The sequence below is a fragment of the Mesorhizobium sp. M0815 genome, from assembly GCF_040319995.1.
In the GTDB taxonomy this organism is placed as follows: Bacteria; Pseudomonadota; Alphaproteobacteria; order Rhizobiales; family Rhizobiaceae; genus Mesorhizobium.
The window spans coordinates 55,724-76,923 of the sequence record NZ_JAMYOU010000010.1 but is presented as its reverse complement, the minus strand read 5'-3'; the positions used below and the strand labels follow the sequence as shown (position 1 = coordinate 76,923).

The 21,200-nt window shown below is 62.4% G+C and carries 26 protein-coding genes; 14 read left to right on the top strand and 12 right to left on the bottom strand.

Going from position 1 to position 21,200, the window contains the following annotated elements:
* Nucleotides 1-5: 5 nt before the first annotated feature.
* From NKI01_RS13765 to NKI01_RS13745, 5 genes are all read left to right on the top strand, one after another.
* The gene (locus NKI01_RS13765) at nucleotides 6-1,148 is read left to right on the top strand and encodes an extracellular solute-binding protein (protein ID WP_352963619.1); all 1,143 of its coding nucleotides are present in this window, start codon (nucleotides 6-8) and stop codon (nucleotides 1,146-1,148) included.
* Between the two features lie 22 nt (nucleotides 1,149-1,170).
* A complete protein-coding gene (locus NKI01_RS13760) occupies nucleotides 1,171-1,482 on the top strand; it encodes a hypothetical protein (RefSeq protein ID WP_352482769.1) in 312 nt (103 codons plus the stop codon).
* Nucleotides 1,479-1,949 (top strand): DNA adenine methylase, encoded by a 471-nt coding sequence (locus tag NKI01_RS13755; protein ID WP_352482770.1) that lies wholly within the window; start codon nucleotides 1,479-1,481, stop codon nucleotides 1,947-1,949. Before NKI01_RS13760 ends, NKI01_RS13755 begins: the two co-directional genes overlap by 4 nt.
* Nucleotides 1,950-2,147: 198 nt before the next feature.
* Nucleotides 2,148-3,059: a M48 family metalloprotease gene (locus tag NKI01_RS13750; RefSeq protein ID WP_352482771.1), complete on the top strand. Its 912-nt coding sequence runs from the start codon at nucleotides 2,148-2,150 to the stop codon at nucleotides 3,057-3,059.
* A gap of 274 nt (nucleotides 3,060-3,333) precedes the next feature.
* A complete protein-coding gene (locus NKI01_RS13745) occupies nucleotides 3,334-3,882 on the top strand; it encodes an ABC transporter permease subunit (RefSeq protein WP_352963512.1) in 549 nt (182 codons plus the stop codon).
* A 5-nt stretch (nucleotides 3,883-3,887) separates the two neighbouring features.
* On the opposite strand, the gene NKI01_RS13740 is transcribed toward NKI01_RS13745, so the two are convergent.
* Together NKI01_RS13740 and NKI01_RS13735 are read right to left on the bottom strand one after the other, a co-directional pair.
* Nucleotides 3,888-4,724, bottom strand: coding sequence for an amidohydrolase family protein (locus tag NKI01_RS13740; protein WP_352909398.1), 837 nt, complete (start codon nucleotides 4,722-4,724; stop codon nucleotides 3,888-3,890).
* A gap of 67 nt (nucleotides 4,725-4,791) precedes the next feature.
* Nucleotides 4,792-5,580: an IclR family transcriptional regulator gene (locus NKI01_RS13735; RefSeq protein ID WP_352482774.1), complete on the bottom strand. Its 789-nt coding sequence runs from the start codon at nucleotides 5,578-5,580 to the stop codon at nucleotides 4,792-4,794.
* Between the two features lie 158 nt (nucleotides 5,581-5,738).
* Between NKI01_RS13735 and NKI01_RS13730 the strand changes: the two genes are divergently transcribed.
* The 8 genes from NKI01_RS13730 (at nucleotide 5,739) to NKI01_RS13695 (ending at nucleotide 13,071) form a co-directional block, all read left to right on the top strand.
* Nucleotides 5,739-7,058 (top strand): type 2 periplasmic-binding domain-containing protein, encoded by a 1,320-nt coding sequence (locus NKI01_RS13730; RefSeq protein ID WP_352547448.1) that lies wholly within the window; start codon nucleotides 5,739-5,741, stop codon nucleotides 7,056-7,058.
* A gap of 142 nt (nucleotides 7,059-7,200) precedes the next feature.
* Nucleotides 7,201-8,097 carry a carbohydrate ABC transporter permease gene (locus NKI01_RS13725; protein WP_352963509.1) on the top strand — a complete coding sequence of 299 codons (897 nt, stop codon included), beginning with the start codon at nucleotides 7,201-7,203 and terminating at the stop codon, nucleotides 8,095-8,097.
* 2 nt (nucleotides 8,098-8,099) lie between these two features.
* Entirely contained in the window at nucleotides 8,100-8,966 is an 867-nt protein-coding gene (locus tag NKI01_RS13720; protein WP_023716656.1) for a carbohydrate ABC transporter permease, read from the top strand.
* A gap of 1 nt (nucleotide 8,967) precedes the next feature.
* Complete coding sequence (locus NKI01_RS13715; protein ID WP_023716655.1) at nucleotides 8,968-10,065, top strand: ABC transporter ATP-binding protein; 1,098 nt, start codon at nucleotides 8,968-8,970, stop codon at nucleotides 10,063-10,065.
* Nucleotides 10,066-10,069: 4 nt separating this feature from the next.
* Complete coding sequence (locus NKI01_RS13710) at nucleotides 10,070-11,182, top strand: mandelate racemase/muconate lactonizing enzyme family protein (RefSeq protein ID WP_352963506.1); 1,113 nt, start codon at nucleotides 10,070-10,072, stop codon at nucleotides 11,180-11,182.
* A gap of 9 nt (nucleotides 11,183-11,191) precedes the next feature.
* Nucleotides 11,192-11,521, top strand: coding sequence for an L-rhamnose mutarotase (locus tag NKI01_RS13705; RefSeq protein ID WP_352963503.1), 330 nt, complete (start codon nucleotides 11,192-11,194; stop codon nucleotides 11,519-11,521).
* Nucleotides 11,514-12,590: a Gfo/Idh/MocA family protein gene (locus NKI01_RS13700; protein ID WP_352547446.1), complete on the top strand. Its 1,077-nt coding sequence runs from the start codon at nucleotides 11,514-11,516 to the stop codon at nucleotides 12,588-12,590. The genes NKI01_RS13705 and NKI01_RS13700 overlap by 8 nt, the downstream gene beginning before the upstream one ends.
* 49 nt (nucleotides 12,591-12,639) lie before the next feature.
* Entirely contained in the window at nucleotides 12,640-13,071 is a 432-nt protein-coding gene (locus NKI01_RS13695; protein WP_352482890.1) for a MaoC/PaaZ C-terminal domain-containing protein, read from the top strand.
* A 238-nt stretch (nucleotides 13,072-13,309) separates the two neighbouring features.
* Here NKI01_RS13695 and NKI01_RS13690 read toward each other — a convergent pair whose 3' ends face one another.
* The 10 genes from NKI01_RS13690 to NKI01_RS13645 all read right to left on the bottom strand — a co-directional run bounded on the left by NKI01_RS13690 (nucleotide 13,310) and on the right by NKI01_RS13645 (nucleotide 21,040).
* On the bottom strand, nucleotides 13,310-14,266 hold the full coding sequence (locus NKI01_RS13690) for a C-terminal binding protein (protein ID WP_352547444.1): 957 nt from the start codon (nucleotides 14,264-14,266) through the stop codon (nucleotides 13,310-13,312).
* 12 nt (nucleotides 14,267-14,278) lie between these two features.
* Nucleotides 14,279-15,037 carry an HpcH/HpaI aldolase family protein gene (locus NKI01_RS13685; protein WP_352963500.1) on the bottom strand — a complete coding sequence of 253 codons (759 nt, stop codon included), beginning with the start codon at nucleotides 15,035-15,037 and terminating at the stop codon, nucleotides 14,279-14,281.
* A 43-nt stretch (nucleotides 15,038-15,080) separates the two neighbouring features.
* Nucleotides 15,081-15,236 (bottom strand): hypothetical protein, encoded by a 156-nt coding sequence (locus NKI01_RS13680; RefSeq protein WP_352963497.1) that lies wholly within the window; start codon nucleotides 15,234-15,236, stop codon nucleotides 15,081-15,083.
* Nucleotides 15,212-15,787 carry a hypothetical protein gene (locus NKI01_RS13675; protein ID WP_352963493.1) on the bottom strand — a complete coding sequence of 192 codons (576 nt, stop codon included), beginning with the start codon at nucleotides 15,785-15,787 and terminating at the stop codon, nucleotides 15,212-15,214. The genes NKI01_RS13680 and NKI01_RS13675 overlap by 25 nt, the downstream gene beginning before the upstream one ends.
* A gap of 26 nt (nucleotides 15,788-15,813) precedes the next feature.
* On the bottom strand, nucleotides 15,814-17,124 hold the full coding sequence (locus tag NKI01_RS13670) for a TRAP transporter large permease (RefSeq protein WP_352963490.1): 1,311 nt from the start codon (nucleotides 17,122-17,124) through the stop codon (nucleotides 15,814-15,816).
* 3 nt (nucleotides 17,125-17,127) lie between these two features.
* Complete coding sequence (locus tag NKI01_RS13665; protein ID WP_023716647.1) at nucleotides 17,128-17,640, bottom strand: TRAP transporter small permease; 513 nt, start codon at nucleotides 17,638-17,640, stop codon at nucleotides 17,128-17,130.
* Nucleotides 17,641-17,719: 79 nt separating this feature from the next.
* Complete coding sequence (gene dctP / locus NKI01_RS13660) at nucleotides 17,720-18,697, bottom strand: TRAP transporter substrate-binding protein DctP (protein WP_352963487.1); 978 nt, start codon at nucleotides 18,695-18,697, stop codon at nucleotides 17,720-17,722.
* Nucleotides 18,698-18,777: 80 nt separating this feature from the next.
* Entirely contained in the window at nucleotides 18,778-19,323 is a 546-nt protein-coding gene (locus NKI01_RS13655; protein WP_352963484.1) for a flavin reductase family protein, read from the bottom strand.
* Complete coding sequence (locus NKI01_RS13650; protein ID WP_023716644.1) at nucleotides 19,323-20,417, bottom strand: LLM class flavin-dependent oxidoreductase; 1,095 nt, start codon at nucleotides 20,415-20,417, stop codon at nucleotides 19,323-19,325. The genes NKI01_RS13655 and NKI01_RS13650 overlap by 1 nt, the downstream gene beginning before the upstream one ends.
* Nucleotides 20,417-21,040 (bottom strand): GntR family transcriptional regulator, encoded by a 624-nt coding sequence (locus NKI01_RS13645; RefSeq protein ID WP_352963617.1) that lies wholly within the window; start codon nucleotides 21,038-21,040, stop codon nucleotides 20,417-20,419. Before NKI01_RS13645 ends, NKI01_RS13650 begins: the two co-directional genes overlap by 1 nt.
* On the opposite strand from NKI01_RS13645, the gene NKI01_RS13640 reads away from it, so the two are divergent.
* Nucleotides 20,945-21,199, top strand: a complete 255-nt coding sequence (locus NKI01_RS13640; RefSeq protein WP_352963627.1) for a hypothetical protein — start codon at nucleotides 20,945-20,947, stop codon at nucleotides 21,197-21,199. The two genes, NKI01_RS13645 and NKI01_RS13640, sit on opposite strands and share 96 nt — an antisense overlap.
* The last annotated feature ends 1 nt before the right edge of the window (nucleotide 21,200 follow it).

Sequence of the window (21,200 nt, the reverse complement as noted above, 5' to 3'; positions counted from 1 at the left end):
AAGGCATGACCTGGAGCCATCCGCGCGGCTATGACCCGATGGTCGCCTGTTCAGCGCTGTGGACGGAACGCACCGGCGTCGCCATCGAATGGGACAAGCGCTCGCTGCAGGATTTCGAATCCTTCCCGGTCGAGGAATTGGCCAGTGCCTACGACCTGATCGTCATCGACCATCCGCATGTCGGCCAGATCACCGCCGAGAATTGTTTGACGCCGCTCGATGTCGCTGGTCGGGAAGGCGAACGTGCAGCACTTGCGGCGGGCAGTGTCGGCCGGTCCTTTCCGAGCTACAACTGGCAAGGCCGGCAGTGGGCGTTTCCGATCGACGCGGCCAGCCAGGTGCAGGCTTGGCGGCCGGACATGCTTTCGGCTGCGCCGGCGAGCTGGGCCGATGCGCTCGATCTGGCCCGGCAAGGCCACGTGCTGTTGCCGCTCAGGCCGCCGCATTCGCTGATGGTGTTCTACACGCTCGCCGGCAATCTCGGCCGGCCCGCCGGCGAAGGCCCCGGCGACCATGTGGATCCGGCAACGGGCAAGCAGGTTTTCGAGATGATGCGCGAGATCGCGGCCCTCGTCGATCCGGCATGCCTTGGCATGGATCCGATCGCGGTTCTGGAGCAAATGGCCGGATCGGGATCACGGATCGCCTGTGCACCGCTGATCTATGGCTATGTCTCCTATGCCATCGCCGGGTTTCGACCCAACCGCCTGGCTTTCGCGGATATCCCGGCCGCGGGCAATGCCGGCCCCAAAGGCTCGGCGCTCGGCGGGACCGGCATTGCGGTGTCAGCTTTTTCGAAGGCCAGGCAGGCGGCCATCGACTTCGCTTCCTGGGTCGCCAGCGGTGACGTGCAGCGCGGCCCTTACGCCTCGGCCGGCGGCCAGCCCGGCCATGCGGCAGCCTGGGAGGATGCCGCCGTCAACGCTGCCACCGGCAACTTCTACAAGGACACCCGAGCCACGCTCGAAGGTGCCTGGGTCAGGCCGCGGCACGACGGCTACATGGCCTTCCAGCAGGCGGCGTCAGATCGCATCAATCTCGGCCTGAGCGAAAGGCACAATGCCGCTCGCGTCGTTGCCGATCTCAATCGCCTGTTTCGGGAGAGCCTTTCGACGCAGGTGTCCGGCGTTGCCGGCGGAGGAGCCTGAAAACAACCGAACGGAGGAGAACATGAACAGCCTGATCCGCGGCCTTATGGCCGCAACCGCACTTGCATCGCTCACGACCATAGCCTGCGCTCAAGACGTTTCGGGCGTGATTGCTGGATTGCCGACCGAACTGAAGGCGCAATATGACGGCGCGCCGCAGAAGATGCTGCCGTCGGCCTGGGACAATTTCATGCCGCCGCCAAAGCCGTGGAAATGGTGCCACTCCGAGTCCTATCAGGGCAATCCGTGGCGCGTCACAGTCACCAAGGAGTTGAAGCGGCTGGTCGACGGGCTGATCGCCGACGGGACGGTGGCAGCGACCCGCTCACTTTGACCGATCTGGAGCGCGCCGGCCGCTTCCTCTACCTCCAGCGCCTGGCCTTCGGCGGCAAGGTCACTGGCCGCAATTTCGGAGTCGACCCGCGCTCCTCGGCGGGCTTCAACCTGACGACCCTTGAGCCGCTCCTGGCCGACGTGCACGACCGGCTTGCGGGCGTCGTGATCGAGCAGCTCGACTGGTCGGCCTTCATCGACCGCTACGACCGGCCGGAGACGCTGTTCTATCTCGATCCGCCCTATTTCGGCAGCGAGAGCGACTATGGCAAAGAGATGTTCGGCCGCGACCAATTCGATGCATTGGCGACGAAGCTGCGAACGTTGAAGGGGCGCTTCATCCTGTCCATCAACGACGTGCCGGAGATCCGCGAGACGTTCGCGGGTTTTGCATTTGACGGCGTCGAGCTGATCTACACGGTCTCGGGCGGCAAGGGACAGCCAGCGCGGGAGCTGATAATCTCTTGATTGCGAGGACCTGAGCTTGTGCGAGCAGTAAGCTGCTCTGAAAGAGGGACTTAAAGAATCAAATTGGAAGGCCTATCCGCACAACCAACGACCCCATATTCACCTGAATTCGTCCATTGGGCAGGTGAACGGGGGGGCATTTGGATCCCTCGGGACGAGCCCGACGCATTCGATGCCATCATTGCGAGCGAAGCCGCAATGCTGCGCAAAGACGCTGCGCAGTGGAGCGCGAGTGCGCACAGCATAGTGGTAGAAGCTGCTGTCCTCGCAAGCGAAGCGATTAACGCCTACGCTGGCGTGTTAAACGGAAAGTATTTCGTAGGCATCAGCGCCGCGGTGATCATATTTTTGTACGGGGAATGCGGCAAAGCTATCGGTCTCACCGAGCGGCCGTTTTCAGCAGAAAACAAGAGAAGATGGTCGATAACAGCACATGCGGCTGTGTCGGTAGCAAGGTTCCACGAGTTTGCTCACATAGTGAATGGGCACCTAGATCTCCGGAGCCACGTCGGGCGCGACGCTCTCTCGGGGCTGGATAACCAAACGCTCGAATATGATGCTGACAGCTATGCCGCGCAGGCGCTTTTTTCCCGAATTGCCGGTGCTGAAGCCGAGGGACGACGAGAGGACGGTAGCCAGATTTGGCGGTGGCCAGAATCCAATCGCTTTGGCAACCAAACCCAGCAAATGAGCATTCTAGGAGCAGCTATATATCATTATTTTGATACGTTCGTGAAGTTCAGGGGTGGGCGGAAACCCGGATGGGAGGGCGATTTTGCCCTCGCAGCGCAACACCCGTACCCTCCTTTGGAAACTCGTCTTCATACAATGTTTGTCACTGTGGCAACGCATCTGCAGGGGTTCGACCTCTCTGACACGGAGAGGCAAATTGCAATCCGGTCGATGACCGATAGTGTGGTCGAAACCGCCACCAACCTTGGGCAGCGGGAAGAGCGGTTCCAAGAATTGGTAGCTCGCCCGATCGGCCCAGCACAGGAGTACAACAAAATGCTCGAAAGAAACTGGAAAGCCAGAATACGGCCAGCTCTACAGCCATTCGCTAGGGGACGCCTAGCAGGTTCGCCATTTGACCCGAACCGGCACAAATAAATTGACATCTCGAACCCCGATCAGCGACCGGGCGTGGAAGCGTGTCCAAGGATGTCTCGTCGCAGAGATTTTCAAGAGCCAGGGCGAGTGAGCCTTTCAACGGTTTCGATGATAGCCTTGGCTAACGCCTCACCCTCATGGATGGGCTCGGGGCCATAAAGCAGAAACACGGCTTCGACGCTCGGCAGCACGCCGGCAGGGCACGTCTCTATACCATACGCCCAGGCGTTCTCGACGTTCTCGTGAGCTTCCATGCCTCGCAAACGCGCGCACGGTGGTTTTGTTGCGCGGGCCGGCCCGAATCACGGTTTCCGCCTTCGTTTCGATCGGCGGTTCGGTCGGACCGCTGCCGGTACCGGGGCTGGTGCCATGCGTCGCGGTGCTGACCTTGCTGGTGGCGCTGGTGCTGGCGCGCACGCCATACGGCCGCCGTCTCTACGCCCTCGGCAGCAATCCAGGTGCTGCGCCGCTGGCGCTGATCGATCCAGTCCGCATGTGGACGGTCACCTATGCCGCGAGCGCCTTCTTCGCCGCCGCGGCCGGCGTGCTGCTGCTCGGCTTCACCGGCTCTGCCTATGGTGATGTCGGCCAACCCTATCTGTTCCAGACGATTGCGGCAGTGGTGGTCGGCGGCGCCGCCCTTGTCGGCGGCCGCGGCAGCTATTTCGGCACCATTGCCGGCGTGCTGGTGCTAACGGAGATCAACACGCTGCTGATCGGCCTCGGCTTCCGACCCTCGACCGTGCAGGCGGCACTTGGCCTGGTCATCGTGCTCCTGGTTTCGCTCTACGGCCGCGAGCGGCACGTGTCGGCGACGATCTGAGCCGCTTACAACCTCCACAGCCGCTTGGCGTTGCCTGACAGCAGTTTTTGCCGCTCATCGGCGCTGGCACCGCTGAGCAGCGCGTGCGTTGCCGCAATCCAGGTCGCAAGCCCGCCGCCGAGCGTGCAGACCGGCCAGTCGCTGCCCCACACGACGCGGTCCCAGCCGAAGCATTCGATGGTGTGCTCGACGTAGGAACGCAGCGTTTCGACAGTCCAGGATCCGGCATCCGCATAGGCGACCACACCAGAAATTTTGCCGACGACGTTCGGGCGCCGCGCGATCTCCGCCATATGCTCGCGCCAGGGGTGCTCGGCACCGCCCTTGATGTCGGGCACGCCGCAATGGTCGAGCACGAACTGCACATCCGGCGCGAGATCGGCGAGTGCGATCGCCTTGGGGATCTGGTGCGGCAGAACGACAAGATCGAAGGTCAGGCCGCTGCCGGCTAGCCGCTTGATGTTTTCACGAAACAGCGCGCCCTCCGACAGCTCATCGGGCATGACGTGCAGCACACGGCGAAAGCCCTTGACGAAAGGATCTGCGCGCTGCGTTTCCAAATAAGCGGCAAAGCCGGGCTCCTCCGGACGGCAGGAGGCAATCGCTCCCCTCAGCAAACTGCCCTTTTGCCGCGAGAGCGCTTTGACATGGCCGGTTTCGGCCTCGATATCGGCTGGATCGACATCGACCTCCATATGGAACGCGCCGTCGATGCCAGCGCGACGGGCCTGGACTGCATATTCGTCGTAGGGGAAATCGCGGTTGAGCGCCGGCACGCCGGCCAGCCATGGATAGCGCAGGGCGGACTGGTCGATCAGGTGCAGATGGGTGTCGACAATCATGGCGGCGCGCTCCTCCTTGGCGACTTCGAGATCATCTCACGGAGAAATTCTTCATTCAAATAAGAATTCATCGCGATTGCTTGACAGTCGATCCCGCCAGTTGCGACAGCTTTTCGGTCGCTGCCAGCAACAGCTCTATGGTCCTGGTGATGTCGGGCGCCTTGGGTGCGTTGACCAGGGTTATGTACGGGATCGACAGTGCGGCGATCGCCTTGCCGTCCGAGCCGAGAACGGGCGTCGACAGGTTGAACACGCCGGCCGTCTGCATCGACGCCATCATCTCGTAGCCGCGTTCACGAATCTGGTCGAGGCGGGCGAAAAACTCTGGCGATTGCGGTGGCTTGTCGGTGCTGCGCAGATGTTCGGAGATCATCATCTGCCGCTCTTCCGACGGGCGGAACGCCAGCAACACATGGCCGGACCCGGTGTCGAACAGGCTGATATGCGAGCCGACGCGGATAGAGATGCCCCAGTAATCCGGCGCCTCCTGCTGGGCAATAACCACCGCGGAGCCGCGATCGAAGACGACGAGCTGGTTTGCCTGCTGTGAGGTTTCGGCCAGCTCGCGCATCAGCGGCGTCGCATAGGAAACCAGCCGGCGCACCGGCGCGTGCAGCTGCGCCAGGCCAAACAGCTTGAGCGTCAGCGAATAACGGTCGCCATCAGGACGCGTGACGTAGCCGCGCCGCACCAGCCGATCCAGCATGCGATAGAACTCATTCGGGCTACGGTCGAGTTTCTTGGCGATTTCCGCCTGCGTCAGGCCGCCGTCGACGCCGGCCAGCAGCTCGAGGATGTCGAGCCCCTTGTCCAGCGCCGGGGCTCGATACCGGTCGTCTTCCTCGTCCTCTGCCATTGCGCCTCTCCAGTGAATTTCACTTTTCATATACGCAACAGCCTTGCTTCCGAAAGAACTTTCGGCTTGACGATCCTATAAATGTTTTGTTTGTATATGAATGAAGCTGCCGATCGACCTCGCTACGCGATCGATGCAGGCTCTTTGGGAGGATACCAATGACGAAACTGTTTTGCGGCCTGTCGGCCGGCGTAACGCTACTCGCGTTTGGTGCTAGTGCTGCCCTTGCTGCCGAACTGCCCGGCAAATTCGACGGCGTCACCATCGACGCCAAGCTGATCGGCGGCCAGCAATATGAAGGGCTCTACGCGCGGATCGGCGAATGGGAAAAACTGACCGGCGCCAAGGTCAACGTGATCTCGAAGAAGAACCACTTCGAGCTCGACAAGGAGATCAAGTCGGACATCGCCTCCGGCAGCATCAACTGGTGCGTCGGCTCGAACCACTCGTCCTTCGCGCCGCAATATCCTGATATCTACACCGACCTGAACAAGCTGCTGCCGAAGGAGGAGATCGACGCCTTCGTGCCGTCGACGATCAAGGCCTCGACGCTCGACGGCAAGCTGGTCATGCTGCCGCGCGCGCAGTTCGATGTCTCGGCGCTCTATTACCAGAAGAGCCTCTATCAGGATGAAGCCAAGAAGGCCGCCTACAAGGCCAAGTACGGCAAGGAGCTGACACCGCCCGACACCTGGGACGAGGTCGCCCAGCAGGCGGAATTCTTCGCCAGCCCGCCCGATTTCTATGGCACCCAGTTCGCCGGCAAGGAAGAGGCGATCAACGGCCGTTTTTACGAGATGCTCATCGCCGACGGTGGCGAGTACCTCGACAAGGACGGCAAGCCCGCATTCAATTCGGAGGCCGGCGTGCACGCGCTCGACTGGTTCGTCAATCTTTACAAGGCCAAGGCAGTGCCGGCCGGCACCACCAACTATCTGTGGGACGATCTCGGCCAGGGCTTTGCCTCGGGCACCGTCGCCATCAACCTCGATTGGCCTGGCTGGGCAGGCTTCTTCAACGATCCAAAGTCGTCGAAGGTCGCCGGCAATGTCGGCGTGAAGGTGGCGCCGAAGGGATCGGCCGGCATTCGCACCGGCTGGTCGGGGCACCACGGGTTTTCGGTCACCGAAAACTGCGCCAGCAAGGAAGCGGCCGCGTCGCTGGTCTGGTTCCTGACCAATGAGGACAGCCAGAAGCTCGAGGCAGCAGGCGGACCTCTGCCGACCCGCACGGCGGTGTGGGACTGGGACATCCAGCAGGCAGCAAACGATCCTTACAAGAAGGAAGTGCTGGCGGCTTTCCAGGAAGAGGCAAAGCACGCTTTCGCCGTGCCGCAGACACCTGAATGGATCGAAATCTCCAACGCCGTCTATCCCGAATTGCAGGCCGCCATCCTTGGCGACAAGACCTCCAAGCAGGCGCTGGACGACGCTGCCGCCAAGGCCACCCAGATCCTCGAGGACGCCGGCAAGCTTTGACCATTCTCCCAAGGGGGCGCCGCGCTCATTGAAGAGCGGCGCCCCCGAACTTTTTTCGAACCATGCGCAACCCGCTTTGTCTTGATCCCAGCTCGCCGATGGCGGGCTTCGGTGTCCGGGCACCAACCAGAACCGGATCGCCATGAAAGGCTGGAGACCCTCGCCACCATTGCTGCTCCTGCTGCCGGCGGTGATCGTGCTGGCGGCCGTGGTGGTGGTGCCGTTGCTGCTGTCGCTCTACTCCAGCTTCACGCCGTTCCGGCTGACCAGGCCTGAGACGTTCTGGGTCTTCATCGGCGCCCGCAACTACGTCACCATCCTGACCAGCCGCGATTTCTGGATCGCCTTTGCCCGTACTGTGGTGCTGCTGACGGTGGCGCTCAACCTGGAAATGCTGATCGGGCTCGGGCTGGCCCTGCTGGTGGAGAAAGCGTCGCGCGGCCAGCGGCTCCTGCGCACCATCATGATGTTTCCGATGATGTTTTCGCCGATCCTCGTCGGCTTCCAGTTCAAATTCATGTTCAACGACAATATCGGCCTGGTGAACAACGCCCTGCAGGCGCTCGGCCTGACCGATCGCGCCATCCCGTGGCTGATCGACGGCAATCTCGCCTTCATCGCCATCCTGACCGCCGAGATCTGGTCGTCGACTTCGGTGTTCGCGATCCTCATCCTGGCCGGGCTGCTGGCGATGCCGCGCGAACCCGTCGAGGCGGCCCGCGTCGACGGCTGCACGCCATGGCAGACATTCCGCTATGTCACCTGGCCGTTCATCATGCCGTTTGCCTTCATCGCCATGACCATCCGCTCGCTCGACGTCGCGCGCGCCTACGACATCGTCAAGATCATGACCGACGGCGGCCCTGCCGGCCGCACCGAGCTGGTCTGGACGCTGGTCGCCCGCACCGCCTATGGCGATGCCAGAATGGGCATGGCCAATGCCATGGCCTATTTCTCGATCCTGCTGTCGATCCTGTTCACCGTCTATTTCTACCGCAAGCTCGCCGCGGCGCGCACGCAGATCGCGGCGGAGTGGTGAGGATGGACCAGAACAGCCTGCATCGCGCCGGCAACAAAGCGCTTCGGATCGTCCATGGCATCGGGCTGTTCCTGGCCATGCTGGTCATCTGCCTGCCCGGCATCTGGATCGTGCTGTCGTCGCTGCGGCCGACTGTCGAGATCATGGCCAAGCCGCCGGTGTGGATTCCGCAGCAACTCTCGCTCGATGCCTACGTCGCCATGTTCAGCGGCGTCGGCAAGGGCGGCATTCCGGTGCTCGACTATTTCCGCAATTCGCTGATCATCTCGGTGACCTCGACGCTGATCGCCATCGCCATCGGCATGGCGGGCGGCTATGCCTTTGCGCGCTATCGCTTCCACGCCAAGTCGGCGATGTTTCTCGGCCTGATGCTGACGCGCACGGTGCCCGGCATCGCACTGTCCCTGCCGCTGTTCTTCGTCTTTGCGCGGCTCGGCATCATCGACACGCATTTCGGGCTGATCCTGGTCTATGTCGCGCTCAATGTGCCCTTCACCATCTGGCTGATCGACGGCTTTTTCCGCCAGGTACCGAAAGACCTTGCCGAGGCGGCGCAGATCGACGGCTGCACGCGCTGGCAGGCCTTCTGGCAGGTGGAGTTTCCGCTCGCCGGGCCCGGCATCGCCTCGGCCGGAATCTTTGCCTTCCTCACCTCGTGGAACGAGTTCGCGCTGGCCTCGCAGCTGACACGCTCGATTAACTCCAAGACCCTGCCGGTTGGCCTGCTCGACTATACGGCCGAATTCACCATCGACTGGCGCGGCATGTGCGCGCTCGCCGTGGTCATGGTCATACCGGCGCTCACGCTTACCTTCATCGTCCAGAAACACCTCGTCGGCGGCCTCACTTCCGGCGCGGTGAAAGGCTGACATGGCAACCGTATCGCTCAAGAATCTCACCAAAAGCTACGGCCCGGTGGCGGTGGTGCACGGCATCGATCTCGAGGTCGCCGACCGCGAGTTCATCGCGCTGGTCGGGCCGTCCGGTTGCGGCAAGTCGACAACCCTGCGCATGATCGCCGGCCTCGAGGCGATCAGCGACGGCGTCATCGAGATCGGCGGCCGCATGGTCAACGACCTGCCGCCGCGCTCGCGCAACATCTCGATGGTGTTCCAGTCCTACGCGCTCTATCCGCATATGACGGTGCGCGAAAACCTCGGCTTCTCGCTCAAGATCGCGGGCGCCGCGAAAGAAGAAATGGACCGTCGCGTCGCCGAAGCGTCCGGCATTCTCGGCCTCGACCAATTGCTCGACCGCCGGCCGTCGCAGCTGTCCGGCGGACAGCGCCAGCGCGTGGCCATGGGCCGCGCCATCGTGCGCGATCCCGATGTCTTCCTGTTCGACGAGCCACTTTCCAATCTCGACGCCAAGCTTCGGACGCAGATGCGCACCGAGATCAAGAAGCTGCACGCCAAGGTCAAGTCGACGGTGATCTACGTCACCCATGACCAGGTCGAAGCGATGACATTGGCGGACCGCATCGTCATCATGCGTGACGGTTTTATCGAGCAGGTCGGCACACCCGACGAGGTGTTCCGCCGGCCGCAGACACGCTTCGTCGCGGGCTTCATCGGCTCGCCACCGATGAACCTGCATGAGGCGGTTGTCGACGACGGACAGCTGCTGTTCGCCAGCGGCGAGAAGCTGCCTCTGCCCAGCCAGTTCAAAGCCAATGTCGAAACCGGCGACAAGGTCGTGTTCGGCCTCAGGCCCGACGACATCTATCCGACCGGACACGGCATCAGCTCCGGCGAAGATGTCGACGTCCACCAGGTCGAGTTGCCGGTGACCGTCACCGAGCCGCTCGGCAATGAGACGCTGGTGTTCGCCGAATTCAACGGCAGCGACTGGGTATCACGGATGCTCAATCCAAAGCCGCTCAAAGCCGGCGACCGGGTCAAGATGAGCCTGGACCTGTCGCAGGCCCATCTGTTTTCTGCTGAAACGGGCAAGACATTGCGAGGTTAAAATCATGGCAAAGATCGAGAAAGTCGAACTGCGCATGGTCGACTTGGTGCCTAAGGTCAAGCGCACCGATGCCATCCAGAGTTTTGTCAGCCAGGAAACACCGATCGTCACCATCACCGATGCCGACGGCGCGGTCGGCTCAGGCTACAGCTACACGATCGGCACCGGCGGCTCGTCGGTGATGCGACTGCTGGCCGACCACCTTGCGCCGCGGCTGATCGGCCGCGACGCCGACATGATCGAGGCGGTCTGGCGCGAGTTGGAGTTCGCCACCCATGCCACGACGATCGGCGCGATCACGGCAATCGCGCTGGCGGCCATCGACACTGCTCTTTGGGACCTGCGGGCGAAGAAACAGAGACTGCCGCTGTGGAAGCTGGCCGGCGGCGCCAAGGACCGCTGCCCGCTCTACACGACCGAAGGCGGCTGGCTGCATATCGAGACCGAGGCGCTGGTCGCGGATGCGCTGGCCGCCAAGGCCAAGGGTTTTCGCGGCTCGAAAGTCAAGATCGGCAAGCCGCACGGTTCCGAGGATCTTGCTCGGCTGACGGCGGTGCGCCGGGCGGTCGGAGACTCCTACGAGATCATGACCGACTGCAACCAGGGCTTTTCGGTCGACGAGGCAATCCGCCGGGCCGAGCGCCTGCGTGAGCTCGACCTCGCCTGGATCGAGGAGCCGCTGCCGGCCGACGACATTGACGGCCATGTGCGGCTGTCGAGTGCCACATCGACGCCGATCGCCATCGGCGAGTCGCTCTATTCGATCCGGCATTTCCGCGAATATATGCAAAAGGGCGCTTGCTCGATCGTGCAGGTCGATGTCGGCCGCATCGGCGGCATTACGCCGTGGCTGAAGGTCGCGCACGCGGCCGAGGCGTTCGACATACCGGTCTGCCCGCATTTCCTGATGGAACTGCATGTCAGCCTGACATGCGCCGTTCAGAACGGCAGATATGTCGAGTATATTCCCCAGCTCGACGAGCTGACCGGCAAGAAAATGCGTATCGAGGACGGGCACGCGTTGGCGCCGGACGAGCCAGGCATCGGCATCGACTGGGACTGGGATGCGATCAAGGCGAAGAGCATCGCGGAATTCACCACGACGATAGCGAAATAGGAGGCGGACATGCAGCGAATCGGAATGGTGCTCGGCCTCAAGCCGGAGAAAGTCGCCGAATATGTGCGGCTTCACGCTGCTGTGTGGCCGGACGTCCTCAAGATGATTTCCGCCTGCAACATCAAGAATTATTCGATCTATCTGAGGGAGCCGGAGCACCTTTTGTTCAGCACCTTCGAGTACCATGGCACCGATTTCGCCGCCGACAAGGCCAAGATGGCCGCCGATCCCACGACGCAGGAATGGTGGGCGCTGTGCATGCCGTGCCAGGAGCCGCTGCCGACCCGCAAGGAGGGCGAGTGGTGGGCGTCGATGGACGAAGTTTTCCATTATGACTGATGACATTTTCGATCCTGCCTCGCTTTCCCAGGCCTGGGCACAACCGTCAAAGCCCAGGCCGATCGTGATTTTCGGCGCCGGCTCGATCGTCGGCGATGCGCATTTCCCGGCCTATGGGAAAGCCGGTTTCCCGGTTGCCGGGCTGTTCGACCCCGAGCTGGCCAAGGCCGAAAAACTGGCGCAGAAATGGGGCGTCACCGCTTACCGGTCGGTCGAGGAAGCTGCGTCAATAAAGGACGCCGTCTTCGATCTGGCGACACCGCCGGCCTATCATGCCGGCGTGCTCAGGGCGCTGCCCGATGGTGCGGTGGCGCTGATCCAGAAGCCTATGGGCAGCAATCTCAGCGAGGCGACTGACATCCTCGAAATCTGCCGCTCCAAAGACCTCAAGGCCGCGGTGAATTTCCAGCTGCGGTTCGCGCCGATGATGCTGGCGCTCAAGGATGCGATCGCCAAGGGCTGGTTGGGCGACGTGGTCGATTTCGACGCATGGCTGGCGCTTGCGACACCCTGGCAGCTCTGGGAATTCCTGTTGCAGGCGCCGCGCGTCGAGATCGCCATGCATTCGATCCATTATCTCGACCTGATCCGGCAATTGCTCGGCGACCCCAAGGGGGTTCACGCCAAGACGCTCGGCCATCCCGGCCATAAGGTTGCGCAAACGCGCACCAGCGCGATCCTCGACTATGGCGACACCGTGCGCTGTGCACTGTCGATCAACCACGATCACAAATTCGGTCGAAAACACCAGGCCTGCGAATTCCGCATCTGCGGCACCGAAGGCGCCGCCTACCTCAAATTGGGCGTCAACCTCGACTATCCGCGCGGCGAGCCGGACATCCTCGAAATCTACCCCAAAGGCGGCAAGGACTGGATTGCGGTTCCACTCGTCGGCGCATGGTTTCCGGACGCCTTTGCCGGCCGCATGGCCAATGTCCAGCGCTACGCGTCGGGCGAGGACGCCGAGCTTGTCAGTTCCGTCGAGGACGGCTGGAACACCATGGCGCTGGTCGAAGCCGCCTACCAATCGAGCGCGGCGCCGGCAACACCGATCGCGGCGAGGCCCTGACTTGGAGCAGACTGTCTATTTCGAGGACTACCAGATCGGCTCGTCGCGCATGACCAGCGGGCGCACCATCACCGAGACCGATTTCGTCGTCCATGCCGGCCATACCGGTGATTTCTTTCCCCATCACATGGACGCCGAGTTCATGAAGACGACGCCGTTCGGCCAGCGCATCGCGCACGGCACGCTGGTCTTTTCGGTCGGCGTCGGGCTGACAGCAAGCGTCGTCAACCCGGTCGCCTTCTCCTATGGCTACGACCGGCTGCGCTTCATCAAGCCGGTGTTCATCGGCGATACGATCAGGACCCGCACCACCATCTCGGCCAAGGAAGACGACCCGAAGCGACCCGATTCAGGCCGGGTCGTGGAACGCTGCGAGGTGATCAACCAGCATGGCAACGTGGTGCTGGTCGCCGACCACATCTACATCGTCGAGCGCCGCAACAAGCCGAGCAGGGCCTCGACGGACGGCGCTGAAACCTGAAACAAAAAAACCGCCTTGCGGCGGGTCCTCGGTGCGAATCAGCACCATACGTAAATTAGTAGCATAGCTGCCGGCACAAAGCAAGAACAAAATGTGGCGCTGTCGGCAAAAAATGCGAATTCACTTCACCCGTTCCCGTCTTTATCCGCTTGCCGAGGTCGCGCTCAAGGCTGCCTGCCCCGGAACGTTAAGGTGGAACTGTCGGCAGGCAGCGGATGGTGCCGGCATCGGGAATTGGTCACACCCGGTTGACCGGATATACCGCCTTGCCGCCGCGCAGGACCGCTGCGACGTCGGCAAACACCTTGTTGCGAACCTCCGCGTAAGACTGCGTCGAGTAGTGCGCCGCGTGTGGACTGACCAGGACGGTGTCCAGCGCCAGCAGCGGATTGTCGGGCGAAGGCGGCTCCTGCTCGAACGTGTCGATGCCCGCGCCTGCCAGATGGCGACGCCGGATCAGATCCGCCAACGCGACCTCGTCGACGAGGCCGCCGCGGGACACGTTAATGAATATCGCTCCTTCCTTCATCCGCGACAGGGCATCCGCCGACATGATGTTTCTGGTCTCCGGTGTCGCTGGAACGTGCAGCGAGACGATGTCGGCCCTGGCTAGCAGCTCGTCGAAGCCGACCGGTTCGGCACCGCCGGCCGTGATGCGCTCTGCCGGCATATGCGGGTCGTAGGCGATGATATGATAGCCGAAGACCCGCGCCCGCTCGGCAGTCAGGCGCCCGATCTGGCCGAAGCCGATCAGCCCGAGAATCTGCCTGTCCGGCCGCGTGATGCCGGCACCGTCGGTCATCGCCGCCCAGCGGCCGGCGCGCACCGCGCTGTCGAACTGCTTCAGCCTGCGCGCCAAGGCCAGGATCAGGGCCATGGCGTGGGTGCTGACTTCCACCAGATTGGCGTCCGGCACGTAGGTTACCTGAACACCGGCACGGCTAGCGGCCTCGACGTCGATCGAGTCGAGCCCTACGCCGAACCGCCCGATGACCTTGAGGTTCTTCAGTTCCGCCAAAACGCGAGCCGTGATCGGCTCCCGCAATACCATCAATGCGTCGGCGTCGCGGCAGTGTTCGATCAGGGCATCTTCTGTGAGCAGCGTCTTTTCGACAAACTCGGCGCTCAAGCCGTCGAGGTAGCGCAGCTGCTCCTCCTCGACTGACAGCACACCGTCGGTCTTGATGATCTTCATGGCAAACTCTTGCTATGAGGCGCTGCGCGCCGAGGCGACGCCGGCGGCAAGGCCGGCGCCGAGAAACATCGTGTCGCTGGCCAGCATGTAGAAGCTGATGCCGTGCCGCGACCATTTGCCGACATCATCCGCCGAAGGGCGAAAGATGCCGACGGCCTTGCCGGCCGCGCGCGCTACGGCCGCAATCCTGGTAATCGCGGCATTGAGCTTGTCCTGGCCGGCCGGCCCCATGGCGTCGATCGAGACCGACAGGTCGCCGGGGCCAATGAAGACCACGTCGACGCCGTCGACCTGGACGATGTCGTCGATGTTGGCGAGGCCCTCGGCCGTCTCGACCTGGATGGCGACCGTCAGGACCTCGTTGGCCGATTTGAGGTAGTCCGGAATCCTGTAGCCATAACCGGCGGCGCGGCCTGGACCGACACCACGTGCGCCGACCGGCGGGTAACGGCAGGCCATGACCACCATGCGGGCTTGCTCGGCCGTCGAGACGCGGGGTACCAGGACGCCCGACGCGCCGGCGTCGAGCGCGGCCGCCATCCATTCCGGCGTCTGGCCGGGAACGCGCACCATCGCGGGAACCTTGTGGACATCGGCGGCGCGAACCAGATCCTCGAGCCGTTCGCGGCCGATCTGCGAATGCTCCCAGTCGATGCACAGGAAATCGACCCCGCTGGCGGCCGCCACTTCGACCGCCACCGGGTGCGGGATGGCGCAGAACGTGCCGATGAGGCGATCGAGAGAGACACATTTCTTGCGAAAGTCGTACATGAAATCTCCAGAGATTTTTCGGCGTCGGCAAAACCTGTTTGCGCTATGTGGCCCGCGGCAAAGGATGCACGGCTTCCGTCGACATCGGGAAATGCCGGCTGCCGCCTGAAAACGGCGGGAAAGTCTTGTAGTCGGCGCGCATCTCCAGCCGCGCCGGCGACTGCAGGGCGTGCGTCAATGCCGCGGGGCTGTCGAACATGACCCGGTTGCGCTGCATATGGTCGATGCGCGGCCAGGGCAGCGAACCGCCAGTCGCGACAGAACCTCGATGTGGCGAATGCCGGGGAAGCCCCGCATCAATTGCGGATGATGCGTCACATAGTGGTAGAGCCAGACATTCATGTCTTCGGCCGGCCCGGGATAGTGGACAAGATAGCTGCAGGGGAGCCCCGACGTCTGGACGCCAGCGTCGTCGACGGGAAACGGACGCACGCACATAGCCTGTTGCGTCGGCCTCGAACCGGCGACGCTCGACAGCATACCCGGTGCGGCAAGCGCCTGCAGATGGCCGGACGGCGCCAGCGCCGCCTCCATGTCCGCCAATTCGTCGAAATAGAGCTGGAAGCCAAAGACCGGCGGTGGGCCATCCTTGTTGAACATGTCCGTCGCCACTTCGGGCAGATAGATGTTTGCAAGCGCAAGGCCCGGCGTCGATGCAATCACCCCCCGCACGGCATCAACGTCTTCACCGGCGATGGCCAAATTTGCCTCGCGGTCATCATGGAAGAAAGCAAGATAGGCAAAGCGCATTTGGACACCTGCTGGATCGAGTTCGACTAGATCAAATTCGGAAGAAAGAGAGCGATCTGCGGAAAGAGGACAATCAGCAGGATCAGCAAAAGCGTCAGCGCGATGTAGGGTGCCGCTGACATGGCAACCGTCTTGAGCGATGTGCCTTTCGGCGCAACACCGATCATGATGAACAGCAGCAGACCAAACGGCGGCGTGGTGAAGCCGACCTCGTAGGCGAGCAGCAGGATCAGCCCTAACCATACCGGCTCGTAGCCGAATTGGTGGGCGATCGGCAGGAAGATCGGCAGCGTGATCAGCATCATCGAGACCTGATCCATGAACATGCCGAGCAGCAGGATGACGAGCACCATCATGAGCAGCATGGGATACGGTCCAAGATCATAGCCGACGATGAACTGGATAAAGCCGTTGGAGGCGCCGGAGAAGGCGAATATCTGCGAAAACGTCGTCGAAGCCGAGATGATCAGGAAGGTCATGCCGGTGACCTTCATCGCATCGTCCAGCGACTTCCAGACAACCGACCAGCTGAACCGCCGGTAGACAAACAACAAGGCGAACACGGCGGCACAGCCGAGCCCCGCCGATTCCGTCGGCGTCGCTATTCCAAGGATGATCGTGCCAACCACCATGAACACGATGACGCTCATCGGAATGATGTTGACGGCAACCGCCCTCACCTTCTCGGCCGCAGGAACGGCGGGCACCGGATAGTGCGGAGAGGCGTCCGGATCGATCTTCGTCTGTGCGAAGATCAGCGCCGCGTACATGACAACGAGGAGCAGCCCGGGCAAAGCTCCCGCTATGAGCAGCGCGCCTACGTCGATCTGGGCCAGCGAGCCGAGCAAGACGGCCAGCGAGGATGGCGGGATGATGACGGCAAGGCTTCCGGCGCCAAGCACCGGGCCGTAGGCCATATGCGGCTTGTAGCCCCGCTTCAGCATCTCCGGCACCATCAGCGAACCCATCATGCCGGTATTGGCGAGGCTCGAGCCCGACAGCGCGGAAAAGATGGTGCCGGCGGCGAGAACGACATAGGCGAGGCGGCCGCGCAGATTGCCGATGCACAGGTCGAGCGCGTAGATGACCTTCTCGCCGAGGCCGGAGCGGAAGAACAGGCTGCCCATGACAAGAAACATCGGCAGCGGAGCGAGCGCATAGGTCGAGACGGCCTCGGAGAAGTTGGCGACCATCTGCGTCACGCCGATCGAACCGCCGAAGAACAGGTACAGCCCGATCACATTGGTGACGAAGAAAGCGAAGGCGACCGGCAGCCCAAGCCCCATCAACACCAGGATGGTGCCAACAAGCACGGCGAATGGAAACAGCCAGGCCACCGGTCAGAGCCCTTCCATTTCCAGCGGATCGAGCGTGTACAGCGTGTCACGGCCGAGGAGATATCTGAGCCATTCCAGCGCAGAGAGGTAGAAGGCGAGCATGATGGGCAGAAAGACCAGCCATTTCGGCATGTCGAAACTGCGCGTTTCATATTCGCCGCCCGCCACGGCGCTTGTCAGGGAAAACAAGGCGACGCTGCCAAGGTAGAGGCTGACGCCGATGCAGGCGAGATAGACCAGTTTTTCAAGCACCGCCCGAGCCCGCATCGGCAGCGCCTTGCGCAGGAACTCGACGAAGACATGGCCCTTGCTGTGGACCAGCCAGGGCATCGGCAGGAATGCCGCGTAAAGCAGGCCGTATTCCGTCGCCGATACTGCCCAGGCAAGCGGCCTCAGGCCCAGATTGCGGACGCATACATCAGCAACCACCGCGACGATGATGAGGCCAAGCACCACTTTTGCCGTCGCCGCCAACGCAAGGCTCAGCTTCGCAATCGCTGCAAACAATCTGTCCATGTCCGACGACCCTCATGTCCACCGTTGCCCCGCTTTTGCCCAGCTTTGACGGAGGGCTTACAAGGCAGCCCCCGCTCGGCTACTGGAAGAATTTCTTCAACTGATCGATGTTGGTGGGATCGCGTTTGGCCATTCTCGCCCAGCTCGCCTGCGTGGCAGCCGCCAGGAATTTGTCGCGGCCGGCACCGGTCAAGCTGATCACCTTCTGCCCGCCGTCGATCATCGCCTGTGCCTGCTTTTCCGACTCGGCAAGATTGGCGTCATAGCTCGCGCGCTCGTATTCGACGGCCGTGTCGGCAAGCAGCTTCTGCGCCTCGGGCGACAGCGTGTCCCATTTCGCCTTGTTGATCGAGATCAGCACGTCGGTTTTGAAGAATTGCGGGTCGACACGGTATTTGGTGAACTTGTCCCAGCCGAACGACGCATAGCCAAACACGGTATAGGCGTTGGCATTGACGACGCCGCGCTCGAGCGAGGTGTAGACGTCCCCTGGCGCTTGCACGATCACCGTTGCGCCCAGGGATTCAAGGAAATCGCGATAGAGCGGCGACGAGCGGATCTTCAGGCTGCTCCAGTCGATGCTGCCTTCGCTGTTGAGCTTGGGTTCGTCGATGGTGAAGACGTTGAAGCCCGAGCCCGCGTCGACATGCGCCAGCAGATGGGCATTGGCCTTCTTCTCGAAAATTCCGCTGATGAACTCCCAGCCGCCATTGCCGCGAACTTCCCACGGCGTCTTCGTCGATGCGGAGAACACCTCGCCTTCGGGCACGAGCTCGAGGAACTGCCCTGCCGGCGTGTCGATCACGTCGATCAGGCCGCTCCTGAGCGCCGCGCCCTGCTGGATCGGCGGAATGACCTCCGGCCCGCCACGGACGTTGATCTGGACCACGCCCTTTCCCTTTTCGTTCACCTTCTGAACGAACTTCAGGAAGCTCTGGGCGTAGCCGTTCTGCGTCGGCGTGAAATGCACGGCGTTGAGGACGACCTCCTCGGCCGCGGCGATACCCACCACACCCGACAGGAGTGCAGCCAGAACAAGGGATTTCCAAATGCGCATTGCCGTGTTCCCTTTGATAGTTCGCCCATGATCGGGCCGATCTGAAAATTACAATCGCTGCGCCGCCACGCGAACGGCGGTTAACTGGCATCATCTCCTACTGTCAGGAACCGTCCATGTGCGTAGAAGACCGGCGATCGGTCAGCGCGGTCCAGCGCGACGCCTGAGACGATGCCGATGACGATCATGTGCGACGCCCGCACAATGATTTCGGCCACCCGGCATTCGAACATTGCCCGCGCGCCGACAAGCAAGGGCGCGCCGGTTTCGCCACGCACCCATGATCCGGACGAGAACCGCGCGGCGCCCTTGGCTTTGGTCAAGCCGCCAAAGGCACGCACAACGTTCTCCTGGTCGCCGGCGGGAAGATTGACCGAAAAAGGCAAACCTTCGCGAATGGCCGAGGCAAAGGTGCTGCCGCGGTTGACGCAGGCCAGCAGCGACGGCGGCTCGGCACTGAACGAGCAGAGTGCCGTAGCCGTGATGCCGCAAAAACCGATCTCGTCATGTTCCGAGGCGAGGATGGCGACCGAGCCCGCCACGGCCCGCATCGCCTGCTTGAATGCGCGCGGATTAACGGCGTCGTGCCCATCCACCCACGGCGTCGGAATGGCGGCCGCCGGCATCAATTTACTCGAAGCCCGGCCTGGCGCATCAGCGGCAGCACGCGGTCGCAGAAGAAGGGCAGTTCGTAGGTGTAGTTGACGAATGTGAGGGCGGCGCCGGAATAACCCTGGTCCATGATCGCGGTGAGGTCGTCGACGATCTTTTCCGGCGTGCCGATGAGCGGGAAGGTTCCGGCACCGCCGGCAAACCTTTGCCGATATTCGGTGAAGGCCTTCGCATCGTGCGAGTTCGCGAATTCCTTCTTCTTGCGCATATGCTCGTCGACGGCACCCTCGTCCGCGCATTCCAGCGCGTAGTGCCGGTAATAATCCTCGGCTTCCTGCTGGGTTTCCCGGCAGACGACGTGACAAACCGTATAGACGCCGACTTCGCGTCCGACTTCGGCAGCTCGGTTGGTGATGTCGACCACATGCGCACGGCCGTCGGCGATTTCGGAAAAAGTCGAAAACAGATAGTCGCAGTGGCGCGCCGCATAGTTGCGCCCCGGCGCGCCGAAGGCGGCGTTCATGGTCACCGGTCGCGGCGCCTGCAGGCTTGGCGGGCGGCTGACGACCCCCTTCAGATCGTAGAACTCGCCGCTGAAGTCGAACGGCTCCCTCGATTGATAGGCACGCACGATGATGTTGATCCATTCCTCGGCCTGATCGTAGGTCCGCTCGCCGACCGTCTGCCCGAACATGGCGAACTCGTCCGGGTTCCAGCCGCACACAATGTTCAAGCCGGCACGCCCGTTGGAGATGTGGTCGACCGTCGCCAGCGCTTTTGCAGCCTGCAGCGGATGAACAAGCGGCACATGCACCGTCATGAACAGGCCGATGTTTTCGGTGGCGACAGCAAGACCCGCCGCCCAGGTGAAAGTCTCGAACGACCATTCCCGCACATGCGTCAAACCGCCGAATCCGCGCCAGCGGGCGATCGGCAGCAGAAACTCGAGGCCGGCGCGATCGGCGATGCAGGCGGAATTGAGGTTGTCTTCCCAGCGGGCACGCCAGCGCTCGGGGACGGTGGTCATTGCCAGGCCGCCATCGGCGTTCATGGAAAAGACGCCGAGCTTGAACCTGTTCGGCCCTTTCAGCGGGTGCTGTTTCCTGATCATGATTTCCCCCGCCGTGACATGCTCTTGCCCTCGCCGTCGGAGTTTTGAAACGGTGGGCTCAGCTTCATGAAACGCTCCTCGGCGTTCTGAATGAAGTGGGTCATGCGGTCGTAAGCGGCGACGGCGTCGCGCTTGACGAATGCCTCGTAGATGGCGCGCATGCCGGCCACGATAACGGCCTGCGTCGGCTGGTGCGACAGCGTCCTTAAACGGACGACGAGTACATGGTCGGCGAAGCGGGCAATCGTTTGTGAAAGACGCTCGTTCGCGACCGCGCCAAGCCAACAATTCCTGAATGCCGAATTGGCCTGGAAAAAGCGGTCGGCATCGCCATCTGCGGCCGCAGCCTCTGCCTCCCGGAGCGCGGCTGCCAAGGTCTTGAGGCCAGCGGCGTCAAGTGTCCGTGCGGCGTGCGCGGCGGCCCGCGGCTCGAGCAACCGGCGGACCTCGAAGATGTCGGCGACATCCGTTGCGGTAAGCGTGGGCAGCGTGAAGCCGCGTGTGGTGCCGACGAGATAGCCCTCATGCACCAACTGCATCAAGGCGTCGCGGACAGGCATTCTGGAAATGCCGAGCCGGGCGGCAATATCGACATCCACCAGCTTCTGGCCAGGCGCCAATTCGCCATGCTGTATCGTCAGCCGGACTTGTTGATAGACCTGGGCACGCAGATTGCCATCGCCAACCCGTTTGAGCTCTATCGTTTCCGTCATCCACGCCTTCCCATGCGAAGATTTCGTATATCGTTTGAGGCTGTGATCTCGCAGTCGTGCCGTTGAA